14 protein-coding genes are annotated in these 16,666 nt (G+C 47.2%); 9 read left to right on the top strand and 5 right to left on the bottom strand.

Translation table 11 applies throughout. The features are described 5' to 3' along the window. The first annotated feature begins 548 nt into the window (after positions 1–548). The 3 genes from MKY16_RS02705 (at position 549) to MKY16_RS02715 (ending at position 4,438) form a co-directional block, all read left to right on the top strand. On the top strand, positions 549–2,051 hold the full coding sequence (locus MKY16_RS02705; RefSeq protein WP_318627636.1) for an HD-GYP domain-containing protein: 1,503 nt from the start codon (positions 549–551) through the stop codon (positions 2,049–2,051). A 175-nt stretch (positions 2,052–2,226) separates the two neighbouring features. Then, a complete protein-coding gene (locus MKY16_RS02710; RefSeq protein WP_340954006.1) occupies positions 2,227–3,672 on the top strand; it encodes an ATP-binding protein in 1,446 nt (481 codons plus the stop codon). A 46-nt stretch (positions 3,673–3,718) separates the two neighbouring features. Continuing rightward, complete coding sequence (locus MKY16_RS02715) at positions 3,719–4,438, top strand: NAD(P)H-binding protein (RefSeq protein ID WP_340954009.1); 720 nt, start codon at positions 3,719–3,721, stop codon at positions 4,436–4,438. 77 nt (positions 4,439–4,515) lie between these two features. Here MKY16_RS02715 and MKY16_RS02720 read toward each other — a convergent pair whose 3' ends face one another. After that, the gene (locus tag MKY16_RS02720; protein WP_340954012.1) at positions 4,516–5,784 is read right to left on the bottom strand and encodes a DUF4179 domain-containing protein; all 1,269 of its coding nucleotides are present in this window, start codon (positions 5,782–5,784) and stop codon (positions 4,516–4,518) included. Then, on the bottom strand, positions 5,781–6,308 hold the full coding sequence (locus MKY16_RS02725) for a sigma-70 family RNA polymerase sigma factor (RefSeq protein WP_340954015.1): 528 nt from the start codon (positions 6,306–6,308) through the stop codon (positions 5,781–5,783). The genes MKY16_RS02720 and MKY16_RS02725 overlap by 4 nt, the downstream gene beginning before the upstream one ends. 264 nt (positions 6,309–6,572) lie before the next feature. Between MKY16_RS02725 and MKY16_RS02730 the strand changes: the two genes are divergently transcribed. Beyond that, on the top strand, positions 6,573–6,953 hold the full coding sequence (locus MKY16_RS02730; protein WP_029515998.1) for a RidA family protein: 381 nt from the start codon (positions 6,573–6,575) through the stop codon (positions 6,951–6,953). Between the two features lie 161 nt (positions 6,954–7,114). On the opposite strand, the gene MKY16_RS02735 is transcribed toward MKY16_RS02730, so the two are convergent. After that, on the bottom strand, positions 7,115–7,870 hold the full coding sequence (locus tag MKY16_RS02735; RefSeq protein ID WP_340954016.1) for a tryptophan-rich sensory protein: 756 nt from the start codon (positions 7,868–7,870) through the stop codon (positions 7,115–7,117). A gap of 243 nt (positions 7,871–8,113) precedes the next feature. On the opposite strand from MKY16_RS02735, the gene MKY16_RS02740 reads away from it, so the two are divergent. From MKY16_RS02740 to MKY16_RS02750, 3 genes are all read left to right on the top strand, one after another. Beyond that, positions 8,114–9,064: a bile acid:sodium symporter family protein gene (locus MKY16_RS02740; protein ID WP_318627633.1), complete on the top strand. Its 951-nt coding sequence runs from the start codon at positions 8,114–8,116 to the stop codon at positions 9,062–9,064. 249 nt (positions 9,065–9,313) lie between these two features. Further along, on the top strand, positions 9,314–10,438 hold the full coding sequence (locus MKY16_RS02745) for an NADH-dependent flavin oxidoreductase (protein ID WP_039270351.1): 1,125 nt from the start codon (positions 9,314–9,316) through the stop codon (positions 10,436–10,438). Between the two features lie 112 nt (positions 10,439–10,550). Continuing rightward, complete coding sequence (locus MKY16_RS02750; RefSeq protein ID WP_029515993.1) at positions 10,551–11,138, top strand: GNAT family N-acetyltransferase; 588 nt, start codon at positions 10,551–10,553, stop codon at positions 11,136–11,138. Here MKY16_RS02750 and MKY16_RS02755 read toward each other — a convergent pair. Then, entirely contained in the window at positions 11,068–12,726 is a 1,659-nt protein-coding gene (locus MKY16_RS02755; protein WP_340954018.1) for a response regulator, read from the bottom strand. The genes MKY16_RS02750 and MKY16_RS02755 overlap by 71 nt on opposite strands. A 7-nt stretch (positions 12,727–12,733) precedes the next feature. Continuing rightward, positions 12,734–14,548 (bottom strand): sensor histidine kinase, encoded by a 1,815-nt coding sequence (locus MKY16_RS02760; protein WP_069010806.1) that lies wholly within the window; start codon positions 14,546–14,548, stop codon positions 12,734–12,736. Between the two features lie 207 nt (positions 14,549–14,755). On the opposite strand from MKY16_RS02760, the gene MKY16_RS02765 reads away from it, so the two are divergent. Both MKY16_RS02765 and MKY16_RS02770 read left to right on the top strand, forming a co-directional pair. After that, positions 14,756–15,637, top strand: a complete 882-nt coding sequence (locus MKY16_RS02765) for a carbohydrate ABC transporter permease (protein ID WP_029515990.1) — start codon at positions 14,756–14,758, stop codon at positions 15,635–15,637. Further along, positions 15,638–16,474 carry a carbohydrate ABC transporter permease gene (locus MKY16_RS02770; protein WP_029515989.1) on the top strand — a complete coding sequence of 279 codons (837 nt, stop codon included), beginning with the start codon at positions 15,638–15,640 and terminating at the stop codon, positions 16,472–16,474. Positions 16,475–16,666: the final 192 nt, after the last annotated feature.

Here is a 16,666-nt window from a genome sequence, read left to right on the forward strand (position 1 = left end):
GATCATCCGGAGGATGGGTGCAGTTTGCATGTACTGCACAGCTTGCCCAAACTTCATCGTTTGATGGCATAATATATATTCAACCCCTGCTACCTTGCAATATATGGTCAGCATGTTCATAAGGGGCAGTGTGATTCCACTGTTCATTTTCCAAACGACAAAAGCCCTACCTCTCTTTCGTCCTTGCGGCTCCGATGACCGCGCCAGTGTGAATGTGAAAATCTTCGGCAAAAGCTCAAAATTCTACATTAGGGTTATACATAAAATTTGGAGAAGCTCCATACGGTGATTAGGAGTAATAGCTTGTTGCGTGGAATCTTATGGGGTTAATACATACTTTAATAGTATAGCAGGAATATATCTAAAACACAAGGTGTGTTTGGTTTCTTAATTAAGAATAGCATGATTTCCCATCTATAAATTGCAGACTAAAAGCCGTCTTCGTATTGTAAAATGCTCAAGCAAGAAGGTAAACTTTTGATGGTTGGACTCCGATATTGAATACACAAGATATTTTAGAGTGTACGGATGAAAAGAGGGGTAGCAATTTGCCGACCTATAAGCGCTTTATTCAGCATGTTATCCTGAACTATATTATAGGTTCGTTTATCACTGTATTGTTGGTAGGTATGATTTTTGTATTTTCCACGTTAAATGTAGCCCACTATGAAATTTGGGGTCTTGTTAAAATTATTGCATTTTCCAGCGTCATTATGATTGCTTGTGAAACCATAGTGTTTCGAATCCATTTGAGACCAGTTCATCGTTTTTTTCTAGGTAACCAGGAAACACTCAAGGATGTAGAAGCGGTGTATATCCGGGTTCATCATCTGCCTAATTTGTCAGTTTTACGTATTGTAGGACCGCATTTGTTAGGCTTCTCTATCCCGGCAACCGTCATTGCGTTATGGATGATACATACTGGACAACTTACTTTTCCCTTTTATTATGTAGGAATCGCCTGTATAGGAGCTTGTCTGGTTGCTTCCATGCACGCACTGGTTGAATTTTTCCTGACCATGAGAGCAATCAAACCACTGCTGGAGGAAATTCGGGATCGAACCTACCAGCAATATGGATTGAGCCTGTCCCTGCGAGGACGAGTCCTGCTATCGCTTCGGCATAAATTTCAGTTAAGTGCGACGCTCATTGGTGCTTTTCCTTTATTTTTATTTTGTTTAGCTACACAGATTCGCTTGGAACGTTTGGAGGCGGCGAATTCTAGTTCCTATTGGGCATGGGCGGGTGCGATTTTAATCTTTGGTGTAGCCTTTGCTTATCTGGGAGGCAGGTTGCTGACCCGTGAGATCGAACAGCCGATCCACCACCTGCTGGAAAAAATGAATGAAGTGAAGGAAGGCCGCCTGAACAGTAATGCCAGCGATTTGTATTCGGACGAATTTGCGGAGCTGGTCGAAGGATTTAACATGATGATTGAGGGCCTAAAGGAACGGGAAGAAAAGAACGGTCAGCTATTGGACAGTTACTTCGCCACCTTGGCGGCAGCACTGGATGCACGAGATGCCTATACCGCAGGACATTCTTTGCGTGTAGCTGAATACTCTGTACTCATTGGGCGCAAGGGAGGTTTGAATGAGGCGGACATCGATTTGCTGCGCAAAACAGCCTTGCTGCATGATATCGGTAAAATCGGCGTGGCTGACGCTGTGCTACTCAAGGACGGCAAGCTGACGGACGAGGAGTTTGATCAGATTAAAATGCACCCGGTTATGGGGGAGAGCATTCTCCGGCAAGTTGAACCGGCTTATGCTATGGCCCCTTATTTGCCTGGCGTGCGCTCGCACCATGAACGTTATGATGGCAAAGGATATCCTGACCAGCTCGCTGGGGAAGATATCCCCTTATTTGGACGAATCATTGCTGTAGCGGATGCTTATGATGCAATGACGTCTAATCGCCCCTATCGGCAAGGTATGAAGGAAGAGAAGGCGGTTATGATATTGGAGGAGGGAAAGGGAACCCAATGGGACCCTTATTTTGCCGAATTATTTGTCAAGGAGTGGCGCCGGAACAAAGGCATCACAAGCTGATTCTATAGGTATCAGCACATTAGAGCGAGCCATTGAGGTTCGCTTTTTTATATAGGGAGCTAAGCATCTTTTGACATGTCGAAAGATGGGGCTTCATGTTATGATGTACAAGAAAGGCAAACGCGGTTAACATAGGCCTGGCATCCAATTTTTTGCGCTATGGGAGTGTGAGTCCATGCAATTTTCAATGATGTTTTTAATGAATTTAGGGATGCTGATTGCCGTTGCTTATGTGGCGAACGTGATTTATAAATATGGTTTGAGTCGTACCTCTTCGCGGTTCAAATATGTCAGCTCCGTGCTGCTAGTGATATTTGGCGGATGGGTCAGCTCTTGCTTTGGTTTTAACTTTAGTGAAACGGTTATTTTTGATCTGCGTTTTGTACCGCTGATTATCGCGGCATTGGTGTATCCCCGCTCCTATACGCTTATTATTATTGGGGTCGCAATCGGACTTACGAGATTTACCTTCGGTTTGCATATGGCGGCGTGGGTCGGCTTTTTGAATATGAGCATTCTGGGCGTCCTGTGCGCCGGATTGAACTACTGGATGCGGCGTTCCACCTGGCGTCTGATTATCAAGGCATCGGTGACCATTTTAGCGGTTAATATCGTAAATACGTTAAATATAGCCTGCCTGGGCGTCATTCCCTGGCGCTATTATGTAGCGGAGGTTGTTCCTCTGACACTGCCAATCGGCATCGTCCTCAGTTTTCTATTTGCTCTGATTTTACGGGACTTTCAGATGGAGCAACAGCGGAATCATCAGATTAAGCAGGCGAATGAGTTGTTATCAGAGCAGCGAGATGAGTTGCAGAAGACAAAGGTCATTCTAGAGGAACGTGCCAAGCAACTGATGATGGCTTCCCAATATAAATCGGATTTTATGGCAACGATGTCGCATGAGTTACGTACACCTCTTAACAGCATTATTAACCTGGCGCAGATTATCAACGAGCAGGGAAAGGAACTGGATGAGGACGAGTTATACCAGTACAGCGATCTCATCTATGCCTCGGGGCATGATTTGCTCCAACTGATCAACGACATTCTGGACTTGTCCAAGGTCGAGGCTGGACACATGGAAATCGTAAGTGAGCCGGTCAATGTGCGTGAAATTGCGCAGGTGATGATGATGCAGTTTGAAGTCACTGCGAAGGATAAAAACCTGGAATTCAGCTTAAAGGAGCATGAGCCTATACCGAATGAAATTCGGTCCGATTCCAAACGTGTACAGCAAATTTTGCGTAATCTGTTGTCCAATGCCTTTAAGTTCACTCATGAAGGACGTGTATTGCTGGAAATCAGTACACAACATCTGGATCGAAAGGGACAGGAGGGAGATTGGGTTGTATTTGCTGTAAAAGATACGGGCATCGGCATTTCCAAGCTTCAGCAACACGTTATTTTTGAGGCATTCCAGCAGGCGAACGGTTCCATTAATCGTAAATATGGAGGAACTGGGTTGGGATTGTCCATCAGCCGTGATTTTTCCCGCTTGTTGGGCGGGTTTATCCGTCTGGAGAGTGAGGAGGGCAAGGGAAGTACATTTTCCCTGTACCTACCGATGTGTCCGTCCAAAAGCAAGGAGGCGGACGAACAACCCTTTAAATTAACCTAATCGCAATTGTAGGAGCAGGAGCGTTATGGCACAAAGGAGGTCTATCATGGAACGTAAAGCGGTCGTTGTGGGTGCAACAGGGCTTGTCGGGGGTTATGTTGTACGAGAGCTGCTGGTGCAAAAGGAATACAACCGCGTCATGGTTATGGGCAGACGTCCGTTGGACATCAAGCATCCCAAGCTGGAGCAGGCGCTTATCGATTGGGAACAGCCACAGAAAACGGCGTTCGCCTTCGAAGGGGTGGATGATGTTTTTTGTTGCCTTGGGACAACGATGAAAAAGGCTGGCTCCAAGGAGCAGTTCCGTCAGGTGGATGTGGACTATCCAGTGCTAGCTGCCCAGTTGGGCAAAGAGGCTGGTGCTGTACAGATGCTAGCTATCTCAGCGATGGGGGCCGATCCAGATTCACGCGTGTTTTATAATCGCACCAAGGGTGAGGCTGAAGAGGCGCTTGCCGCTATCGGGCTGTCTGCGCTGCATTTGTTCCGTCCGTCGCTGATCTTGGGAGCGAGACCTGAACGACGTTTGGGCGAAGCCGCTGCCGCTGTTGTCATGAAAGCGCTGGACGGTCTGATGACGGGCAAGCTGGCTTCCTACCGTGCCATCCCGGCTTCGGTCATCGCACGAGCCATGGTACGAATCGCTCTTGCGCAGGCGAGCGGCGTACATATTTATCCGAACGACATTATTCGGGTCATCGGTGCGGAACTAACATCCGATGTTGAGGAAACTAGTTCAGGAACGGGTACGGATGTAAACGTGTAAAACCACGTTTAGGATTAAAAATGATAATAACGCCGCTGTTGCCCGATGATTCGGGCAGCAGCGGCGTTATTTGTGTTTTATGGGTGGTCTGTATGTTGCGGCACATCGATCGTAATCTCTAATTCATCAATGTAATGGCGTGTCCAGTTGCCATTAGCATCGAGTAGGGCACTGCCTCCTGGTTGTGTTGGCAATATATAAGGCTTGAAGATGATCTTCTGGGGAGTGTCCACAAAAGGAGTAAATAGGGTGATCATTTTGCTCTCACGTTCTTTAGTAAGGGGAACTCCAGAGCCGCTTAGGAGTTGGAGTTCTCTTCCCTGCTCGTCGAATACCGCATAATCAAGCATATCCAATTCTTTTTTGGTGTACTGGATCGTTTGTCCATTTTTGATGTCATTGTACTCTCGCTTCACGGTGTACTCATCCGGCATATGTGCAATATCGGTCAGCATTTTAAACGACGTTGTGATCTTGGTCGTGATGGGTGTGATTTCTACCTTGTCTGCCGTAAATGCAAGATACGGATTAGATATACTCATTTGCAGCTGAAGTATCTTGTTATTTATTTTAGTTTTATGAACTGTGGCTTGTATGCGAAACGGCTCGGCTACACTTTTTAACTTTGCATATACCTCTAGCTCAAACTGATCTGGTAAGGCGGGTTTACCACTGGCAGGGTCACTCATATACGCAATCAGCATAGAATTACTATCTTTGCCTGGGCGGCCATACATGAAATTAAAGGCGCCATTATTGCTATTGACCGATGTCCCATTGATGAACAGGTCCACTTTCTCCAGAATGTCCCCTTCGGGCTGTCCTTGCATTTGGATCGCCGGATATAGGGTTTGATGTTGTGAATCTCCGCCGCTCTTTTCCAACGCCACGACCAAGCGTGTCCCGTCAAATATGATTTGTGGTACCTTTAATGTAATACCGCTATGGGTAACACTGAGATTCGAGGAAGTTGCCAACCCTTTCTGATCAGCGGTTTGCAGCCCGAGATCCCCAGCAAGCTTGAACACGCTGTCTACAAGGGGAACCTGTTTCAATGATTCTGCCATTGTAGGCGAAACAAAGGCGCTACCAATGATCATAACGCTAATGACAGCCGCAGAAGCAGCGGCAATTGCGGTCCCCCGAAGAAATTTTTTGCCCGGTCGATGTAAGGAAGGAGACTTGGATAACGGCTCCACATCCGATTCCATTTGTGTGTAAAATGCATCTAAGCGTGCTCTTACCAAATCGGGAATCATTACCGTGTCTGCGTCCAAGTTTTCTTTTTCTGATTGTAATTTTCGATCCAGCTCTTGATTCTGTTTCTCAATCTCTGAAGGGCTCATTGAAAGGTCACCTTCCTTTCTCCACGATTTTGTAGCAGGTCCATTAATATTCTGCGAGCACGGTGCAATCGTGTTTTGACGGCCCCCTCTGATACATCCAGTACCTCTGATATTTCTCTGATCGGCATATCCCGCAAATAGTGCAGGGAAATTACGGTTCGCATGGATTCCTCCAAGTGGTCGATGGCCTCGCGCAGTTCGATTTTTTCATATTCGCCCGAGGTGGAGGGTTCCTTTATAAATTCGGCCACGGGGACGATCCGTTTTTGCTTGCGGATAATCTGATGGCACTCATTAATGAGGATGCGAAGCAGCCATGTTTTAAAATAGCGAGGTTGACGCAGCTCTCCCAGAGACTTGTAAGCCTTGAGCATTGCTTCTTGCATCGCGTCCGCGCAATCCTCATTGCTGCGAAGAATGGAACGCGCCATGCCATACATATCGGATTCCATATGTTTCATCAAGGCGACGAATGCCTTGCGGTCTCCCTGCCTTGCTTGGTGTAAGTTTGTTTCGAGATTCAAAGGATGGTGCTCCTTTCCCGTCTATACTAGCTATGTTCATTGTACCTGTATCTGGATTTGTAAAGTTTGTTTTTGTAGCAGGTTATAGGAGTTAGATGATACATAGGTGCTAAAGGTTACAGCGGAAACAAAAAAATATAGCACCTTCCCAATGGGGTGTCTTAAAAGAAACCCAGTGCGTTAACCCGTCGCACGGAATAGTAGCTTTGGACTTCACATGCTATAATACGGTGAACCAGTATCAGGAAGGAGAATCCAACCCATATGAAAAAAACAATTGCGACTGAAAAAGCACCTGGTGCTATCGGCCCTTATAGCCAAGCGGTAGAGGCAGGCGGGTTTGTTTACACTTCGGGACAGCTTGGACTGAATCCGGCAACAGGTGAGTTTGGTAAGGATGTACAGGAGCAGGCACGCCTGTCCTTGAGCAACGTACAAGCCATTCTGGAAGCGGCAGGCAGCAACATGAACCAGGTTGTGAAAGCGACTGTATTCCTGAAGGACATGAACGATTTTGTCAGCGTCAATGAGGTGTACAGTTCTTTCTTTGAGCAACCCTATCCAGCACGCAGTGCGGTGGAGGTAGCCCGTCTGCCTAAGGATGCACTGGTGGAGATTGAAGTCATTGCATTGAAGGGCGAATAGTCTGTACCCGGTGTAGATCACTCAACAAGCAAGCTTATAGATTTGATCAAAGTCTATACCTAATCATATTGGATAAAATGAATAAACAAAGCAAGCGAGCTTGGGCTAGATGATTCAGACCCGAACTCGCTTGTTTTTGCTAGTAGATATCAATAGTTTCTTTAATCCCGGTCTCGATTACGGGCAAAGAATAGCCATAGGGCGTACACCAGAATGATTGCTGCCAAGATCAATGCAGCCAGCCGTACATTTTCATGGTTCGGATGCTCGACGGCGATGGCGACATAGGCCCATACAAATACGAGAGGATAAATGCTGTCACGATAAGGAAAGCTGACCATGATCGCCAATATGGTGCCGATGAGCAGGATAATGATCGCCCATGTCGTATCGCTGAGTCCCCAGCCACTCCATTCATTCTTTTCCAGTGCCACTGCAATATTGATAATAGTAGCAACGGATACCCAACCGAGGTTGAGGCTGAACGGTAGCTTGACGAACCACATTTCTCCGCGGGTTGGCTGAGGTGTGCGGGTACGTACATACACGACCCCCAAGGAAAGCAAGTATAAAATAATAACGATGACGCACAATTCTACGTATACATACTGCCAGAGGAAAATCCAGATGATATTGAAAACACAGCTTAGAATAAAAAAAATACCGATGGATTGAACGCTTGTCTTGGCTTGCCCTGTAGGTGTAGCTTGATACACGACAAAGCAAGCGAGCAGCACGTAGATGACTGACCAGATGGAAAAAGCGTAACCCGCTGGGGTGATTAAGGTAGGGTACATGTTGGATACAGCAGCAGTACTTCTGCCACCGATAGGAAGTGTAGAAGCCAGAAAGTTAATGAGAACGACAGCGATAAATGCAATAATATTCCACCATTTATACGGATGGCTTCGTGACATTGGGATATCTCCTCCTCAACGAATGATGATCCAAAATGACCGACTGGTCACAATCTTCTACTATGAATATACCCACTTTGCTTTCGAATATGTCCGAACGGGAAAAAGTTTCTTGATCCCGGTATAATCATAAAAGGTTGTATGTATATGCAGTCATATGTAGTACAATGATAAAAATTTTAAGCACTATATAAGCTGTATTTCCTCAAATTCAGCTTATATAGAAGTAAGGAGATAAGTTGAATGAATAGATTGGAGAAAGTAGGGAAATTTGTAGGAGGGACCTTTTCCATCTGGGTACTTTTATTTGCATGCTTGGGATTTTTCTTTCCTGCGGCGTTTACAGGGTTGAAAGGATACATACAGTTATTTCTGGGCATTGTCATGTTCGGGATGGGGCTAACTTTATCTGCGGCTGACTTTCGCGAAGTATTCCGGCGTCCAGTGGATGTGGCTATTGGTGTGGTCGGGCATTATCTGATTATGCCGTTTCTGGCCTTTGGATTGGCATTAGTATTGCAGTTGCCACCGGATATTGCGGTAGGTGTCATTTTGGTTGGCTGTTGCCCGAGTGGAACTGCGTCCAACGTAATGACGCTTTTATCCAAAGGCGACGTGGCGTTGGGGGTATCGATTGCTTCGGTGTCGACGCTGATTGCTCCACTGGCTACCCCGGCGATGATTAACCTGCTTGCTGGACGTTGGATGAATATTGATGCGAAGTCCCTGATCATGGACATTCTCATCGTAGTTATTGTCCCCATTGTGCTGGGTGTTATCATCAAATCGCTATTTCGCAAACAGGCAGAAGCCAGTGTCCAGGCGCTGCCGCTCATATCAACACTGGTGATTATGCTCATCGTGGCTATTGTGATTGCAGGTAGCAAAGGCAAGATTTTGGAGACAGGTCCGATTATTTTTGGTGTGGTTATTTTGCATAACGGAATCGGGTTCCTGCTTGGATATTGGTTTGCCAAGCTGTTCGGCATGGATCTTTCCAAGCGTAAAGCTGTTACGCTGGAAACGGGAATGCAGAATTCCGGACTGGGTGCTGCGCTGGCAGCAGCTCATTTTAACCCGATTGCTGCTGTACCGAGTGCGATTTTTAGCGTATGGCATAATATTTCCGGCTCGTTGCTCGCGACTTGGTTTTCCCGCCGGGAGGAGAAGAAAAGTACAACCGGGAAGCATTAAGCTTTGTTAGTGGCTTGTGCCAAGTGGCTACGGTTCAGCCTTTTCGAACAGTTTAGGGATGGTCAGAAAGGATAGATTTGACTTTATAGTTGCGGATCATTATACTGTGGTTATTATAACCACTGTATTTAAGTAAGCAACAGTAGTTTGAGTTCGTTATGGAAGAAAAACTACATCGAATTTGTATTCGGCTTCATGCTCAACAGCCTTATATTATCTGATCTGATTTAACTGAAGGAGAGAGAAAGAATGAACCCAAAATATAATTCTCTATTTGAAGCTTTTACCCTGCCATCCGGTGTTACGTTGAAGAACCGTATTACCATGGCACCTATGACTAACTTTGCTTCCCACGAAAATGGTGAAGTGAGTGACGAGGAACTGGCATACTACCGTGAACGCTCAGGGGGTGTGGGCGCAGTTATTACCGCTTGTGTGTATGTAACTCCAGATGGTAAAGGATTTGTTAATGAGTTTGGTGCGGACAAGGATGAAATGATTCCTAGCCTGCGCCGTCTGGCGGATACGATTCATCAGGAGGGCGCGAAAGCGATCCTGCAAATTTATCATGGTGGCCGCCTGTGTCCACCGGATCAGATTCCAGACGGACAACCGATTAGTGCAAGCGCAGTAGCCGAGGAAAAAGAAGGCGCACCCGTGCCGCGTGAAATGACATCCGATGATATCCACCGCGTCATCCGCGCCTATGGCGAAGCAACTCGCCGCGCGATTGAAGCAGGCTATGATGGTGTGGAGCTGCACGGAGCGAACGGTTACCTGGTGCAGCAGTTCTTTTCCCCGCATTCCAACATTCGTACTGATGAATGGGGAGGAAGTGTTGAAAAACGAATGACCTTCCCGCTGGCGATTGTTCACGAAGTGAAGAAAGTGATCGCAGAACATGCAAAGGGGCCATTCATTTTCGGATACCGCTTGTCTCCTGAGGAAGGACACACGCCAGGCATCACGCTGGATGATACGATGGTGCTTGTAGACCGTCTGGCGGATCAAGGGCTGGATTACCTGCACATTTCCGTAAATCATTTCTTCGGTGGTTCGTTCCGTGACCGTAGTGACGAACGGTCACGTACCGTTCTCATCCATGAGAAGGTAGGTAACCGTGTGCCGATTATGGGAGTCGGATCGCTGAATACACCGGACGAGGCGCTTGCAGCACTGGAGACAGGTGTACCGCTTGTATCGCTGGGACGTCCACTTTTGATGGAGCCGCAATGGGTTCAGAAGGTGCAAAACGGCACAGAAGATACCATTCGCACGACCTTATCCAAGCAAGCCCAGCAGGAGCTAGTCATTCCTGACTACCTGTGGGGTGCGTTGACGACCCTTCCAGGCTGGATGCCTGTTACGGACTAAATTTTGAATGACGGAGATACCCTAGGCTGCTCTCATGCACCTGGGGTATTTTCCTGCCTTGTGACCGTGAACACAATAATATAGGAATAACTGAGAAAGAAGGAAACTGACAATGTTACATGGAGCTAATGGCGCGATTTTGATGGAGTCAACCCATCCGGGGCTACAGATTCGACTGTTGCAAGTAAATGATGCAGAACGTTTATTAGAGATCAGACGTGAAAATTTTGATTTTTTCAAACCGTTCGAGCCAGAACGGCCTGAAGTTTACTTTACCCTGGAAGAACAGGCGCGTCTGATTTCCAACGGTTTGGAAGCGGCACAAGCCGGACAGGGATATACGTTTGGACTTTTTTTGCCGGAAAATAATAAGCTGATTGGCAGAATAGAGCTGTCGGGTGTCGCTAGAGGCCCCTTTCAAAACGCCAATCTGGGCTACTTTGTAGATCCTGCTTACCACGGACAAGGCTATGCTACTTCCGCAGTGAAGGATATTGTACGCTACGCCCTGAATGAGTTGGAATTACACCGTATTCAAGCTGGAGTGATGCCAAGAAATACGCCTTCCAATCGAGTGATGGAAAAGGCAGGATTTCGCCGCGAAGGGCTAGCTCTCAACTACTTGAAGATTAATGGTGTGTGGGAAGATCACGTGCTGTATGCGATAACGGCTGAGGATTTGCAGAATGGCGTCTTCTGAACTCGCCAGGCGTGACACCCTCCAGTTTTTTGAACACCTTGCCAAAATATTTTTCATCCTGATAACCGACCATACCGGCAATATGATGAAGGCGCAGCTTGTCATTCAGCAGTAATAGCTTTGCCTTGCCCATCCTGATCTGGCACAAATAGTCCGACAGATTAACCCCGTACTCCTGCTTGAATTTACGAGAAATATATTCCCGACTGAGGTAAAAGCGGCTCGCCATATCCTGTAGAGAAATGTCTTCATCGTAGTGTGCATCCAGATAGCGGGCAATATCACGGATGGTCGGGTTGTTTGGACTATGGCTTGGTGTAAGTGCCTGACCGGCTGCCAGCAGTCGGTTTTCGACCTGTCTTTGCCATAAGGGCAACGAAAGCATGCCGCGGTTGTCGATCGGCAATGCATGAATGGAGCCGGACTCATCTGCCATCTCCTCGCCATCGGTATCTCCGGGTCTGTCATTCAACCAGCGGGCCAGCATCCAGTCCAGCTCTTGATTCCAACTGGCTAGCTGTTCTGCTGTAACCGAAGGCAACTCGGCTACGGCTGCTATCCAGCGGCCTACCGCTATAGACACACGACTGGCATTACAGCTGAGCGCACTAAGCCGTAGTTCCTCTTCCATGTCAGGTAACTGGGGAAGACGAATGCTCTGCCGTGTCTGGGTACTCTGGTGCATCCAGTCGGCTTGCAACACATCCCGTTTCCACAACGCTTGCCTTGCCTCTTGGTAGGCAGTGGCTGCCGCTATGGGAAAGGCACCAAAAGAGCCAACCCCGATGTGCATGTAGCACCGCAAAGCGGTTTTGATTCCTGTATGAATATCCTGCAAGAGCTTTGACCAACGAGATGGATCGCCCCAATATAGCAGAATAATTTCGTCCATACGCTCCAGATGGCGGAATGCAACTCCGGTTTGAGAAGTTCCGAGAAATTCGTTGCAGATGTTAGTGAGGGAAAAGCTCAAAAGCGCACGCCGCGTTTTATATTTGTCCAGTATATCGGCATCCAGCTGAGTAGTACTCATCACAGCTGCATTACATATCTGAATAGCTGCGGGAAGACGTAGCTCCTCGCGTAAGGGCGTAATGGAAAGAGGGGTATTCGCTATCCCGGAAACGATTTCAGTCAGGAGCTTATCAGCATAGTGTGGTCTCATCCGATTGACTTCCATGGCCTGCATCGTCTGCCTGTTCCGGTCTTGCTCTGCTGTCCGCCAGGCTTGAGTGGCTTTTTTTACAGCCTCGTTAATCTCCACTGGATCCACGGGCTTAAGAATATAGTCCATGCCTCCCCGGCGGATGACCTGTCGAACCAAGTCAAAATCATCATAGCCACTGACCACCACGACTCTGGTTGCTGGGGAATTGACTTGAATCCACTCCATCAGTGCTATCCCATCCTTGCCGGGCATCCGCATATCCGTGAGTACAACGGGTGGGGAAAGGGCGGTAATGACCTCAATCGCCTGATCGCCCGACTCGGCTTCAATCACCTCGCTCACACCGCAAGCTTCCCAATGTACGAGCATCCGTATGGCATGGCGCACATGCTTCTCATCATCCACAATCAGGACTTTCATTGACAGATCACTCTCCCTTAATATGAATCTCCGTATGGGTTTCCGTGCGAATTTCGAGTGTGTACCGGACACCATGAGGCAGAATGTTGTCTACGCACAGGGTGTTAGAACCATCCTCCGAGTGAAGCTGAATACGCAATAGAACATTACGAAGGCCAATGGAGTCCTGCTCGCTAGTGTCTGGCTCCTCGTAGGCTTTTAGCGGACGTTTTAACATATGCTGGAGTTGCTCCAACTCGGCTTGTGGAATGTTAGTTCCGTTATTTTCCACTGTTATTTTCACAATACCTTCCCGGATTCGGCTACCTGTAATGCGAATTTCACCGGGCCCCAGCCGGGGATCGGCACCGTGTTTAAAGTAGTTTTCCACCAGCGGTTGGAGAATCATTTTAGGCACCCGATCATTCAGGACTTCATCTTCCCACTGGTAAGTGACCTCTAATTGCTCACCGAAGCGTTCCTTTTGTAAATCAAGATATTGTTTTACATGTTCGGCTTCTTCCTTAAGAGTAACGACCGTATGGTCCCTCATATTATAGCGCAGCATTTTGGCAAGGGAAGAGAGCAACGAATAAATTCGCGGCACCTCATGCTGTAGAGCCAGGGTTCCAATAGACTGTAGCGTATTATATAAAAAGTGAGGATTAATCTGTGCCTGGAGCGCTTTCAATTGATGTGTCTTGTTAGCCAGCTCCAGCTTGTATTCCCGCAAAATGAGGTTATTGATGGTATCCATCATCTGTCTGAAACGGCGCGACAGTACTCCGATTTCATCGTTACTCATGGCCCGAATGTCTACATCCAGTTGACCGGACTGAATCTGGTTTATGTAGCGAGTCAGTCGCTTAATAGGTGCCGTGATTTTTATCGAAATCCATAACGTGGCAACAATGGCAAGTAGCAATGCTGCGCCTGTAATGACCGCATTGATCTGAGTCAGGCGGGTAGCCCGTAAATACAGCGTACGATGTGGAATTTTCTTGACGAGCGTCCAGCCTGACAAATTGGCATCCAGCTTGCCGTACACGTGCAATGCTGTATCATCCTCAATCACTCCGTGCTCGTCTTCTTTAGAAATTCGATTGAGCAGGTCAGATTCCTTCCAGTGTGTTCCAATTAATGCTTCTTTTCCGCTATATATGATCGTTCCGTTTCGATCAATTAAAAACAGCTCCTCTGTATCCGCATCATACAATTGACGGCAAATACTGCGCAGCGGCTCCAGATCAACATCTATAGCCAGTACCCCAAGCGTCTCTGAGGCAGGAATGTTCCGAATCGCCCGATGAAGTGTAAATACTTGCTGCTCTGTGCTGTGCTCCGCATAGGAAACCGCCGAAAAGCCGTACAAATGCTTCATATGCGTGGGCTGTATGAACAGTCCGGAAGGGCCATAATGAATAAAACCGGTAAAGGGCTCCAGCCGGAATTCCCGTAGAGGAACCGTGCTGGTAATCAGCGTAGATTGCCCAGCCTCAAAAGAATGCAAATACACCTGGTCAATGCCTGACGTAGCATTCATCATCGTTTGCAGAGTGGTGTAAATTTCAGCGACGGCCCGGTAATCATCCGGAATTTTGGCCAGATTACGCAGAAAATGAGGGTCATTATAGACTCCGATGGACGCGCGATTCAAACCCTGTAAATAGTTATCCAAATTCGTAATTCCCTGAAAAATAAGCCGCTCATTTTCTTGTGTGGCCTGCTCCCGCAAGGAGTGCTTGGTGAGAACGAAGGTCATGGTCATCGACAGCAGTAGCGGCAGGGTGACCGCAATGAGCAAAAACCAGATTAGGCGAGAACGAATACTGTAAAATTTCATGCAGTGAGCTCCTTTCACAATTCAAGGCGAGCCAGAGGTCAATATTTTCCCCCTTAATGGTTCACGATCCTACGTGTTCTCGAGAGCGCTTATTCGACATAATGAACATGTGAATCGCTTATCCTTACGGCCCAAACATCATACTGTTGAAAGAAAGCCGTAAAGGAGCGTTCCAGACACCAATAGACAACATAAGGGGGGATCGGTTTGAATCGCGCCAAGTCGTCGCAATGGCTACAGCAATGGATTTTTGTAGGGCCGTCGACGTTATTTTTCGTTATCATTATTGTAATCCCTTTCATGCTCGGAATGTACTATTCTTTTACAGAGTGGAATGGAGTAGCTAATCAGGCAAAGTGGGTCGGGCTGGATAATTTCAGTCACATTTTATGGAATGATGACAAATTTGGGACAGCGTTCTGGTTTACGGTCCGTTTTACGGTGGTAGGAGTGGTGGCTGCGAATATTTTTGGCTTTCTGCTGGCGTATTTTCTAACCAAACCGTTGAAAACAAAAAATGTACTAAGGACCATCTTTTTTATGCCCAATGTGATCGGAGGTCTGTTGCTGGGCTTTATCTGGCAGTTTATTTTCGTCAAGGGATTTGCAGCAATCGGAGAGAGCACGAACTTGTCCTTCTTCAATCTGTCCTGGTTGGGAGATGAGATCACGGCCTTCTGGGGCATTGTAATCGTGTTTATCTGGCAAACTGCCGGTTATTTGATGGTGATTTATATCTCTTCCCTAACCAATGTGCCCCGCGATATGCTAGAAGCAGCCGAAATTGACGGAGCTAGTCGGATGCAAATTTTGCGGTCGATTATACTTCCTTTAATCATGCCTGCCGTTACGGTTTGTCTTTTCCTGGCGATATCATGGTCATTCAAAATGTTCGATCTTAATTTGTCACTGACCAAAGGCGGTCCCTTCGGGTCCACAGAGTCGGTTGCACTCAATATTTACAATGAAGCGTTTGTGAATAATCGTTATGGGCTGGGAACAGCTAAAGCACTCATTTTCTTTATCATTGTTGCTCTGGTTACGAGCCTTCAGGTACGACTGACGAAAAGTCGGGAGGTGGAAGCGTAAATGGAAACAAGCAAGCGCTACCGCTTTGGAACATGGGCGACCGAGATAGTGATGATCCTCGTCGCATTGTTATTCCTCGTCCCGTTTTACTTTTTATTCGTGAATTCGGTCAAAAGCTTTGGTGACCTGCTCACCGATTCTGCGGCCTGGCCACAAACCTTTGTATGGAGCAACTACGCTAGAGCGTGGAGCATCACGCGTTTTCCCGAAGCTTTATGGAATTCATTCGTGGTTACGGTAGTTAGTAATCTGCTGCTCGTACTGATCAGCTCAATGGCAGCTTACCGAATGGTCCGGCGTCCGACGCGTTATAATCGAGTGTTGTTCAGCCTGTTCGTAGCTGCTATGGTTATTCCTTTTCAATCGGTGATGATTCCTTTGGTCAAGGTTGTAAGTACACTGGATTTAATGAACAGTATAAGTGGTCTGGTCATCTGTTATCTGGGATTCGGAGCTCCAATGTCGATCTTTCTCTTTCATGGATTCGTCAAAGGTGTGCCAGTCGAGGTGGAAGAAGCAGCTACGGTGGACGGCTGTACGCCTTACGGAGTGTTTTTCCGAATTGTGTATCCGTTGATGCTGCCGATGATGGTAACTGTTATTATTTTAAATACGCTCTGGATTTGGAATGATTATCTCCTGCCTTCTCTGGTACTGCAAAAGGCTGAGCTGCGAACGATTCCGATTGCGACCTATGCCTTTTTCGGACAATACACAAAGCAGTGGGATTTGGCTTTGCCTGCTCTGGTGCTGGGCATCTTGCCAGTCATCGCATTCTTTCTGGCTATGCAAAAATATATTATACAAGGTATTATGGCGGGTTCGGTCAAGGGTTGAGTGTGGGATGAGCTGAAAATGTACACGGTGTGCCACACCGCAAACGAGGGTGCTTACCATCGCTGTTAGCCTCCAGATTTCCCTGAATAAACGAATAAAGGTGGGAATCTAGAGACAAAGGCGAGCGCTATCGCTTGTTCAGCACCATTCCGTTAGCTCCGTTTCCACATGAATTTTTCGAGTTCATCTGGT

Origin of the sequence: Paenibacillus sp. FSL L8-0641 (assembly GCF_038006265.1) — a bacterium.
GTDB lineage: Bacteria > Bacillota > Bacilli > Paenibacillales > Paenibacillaceae > Paenibacillus > Paenibacillus polymyxa_D.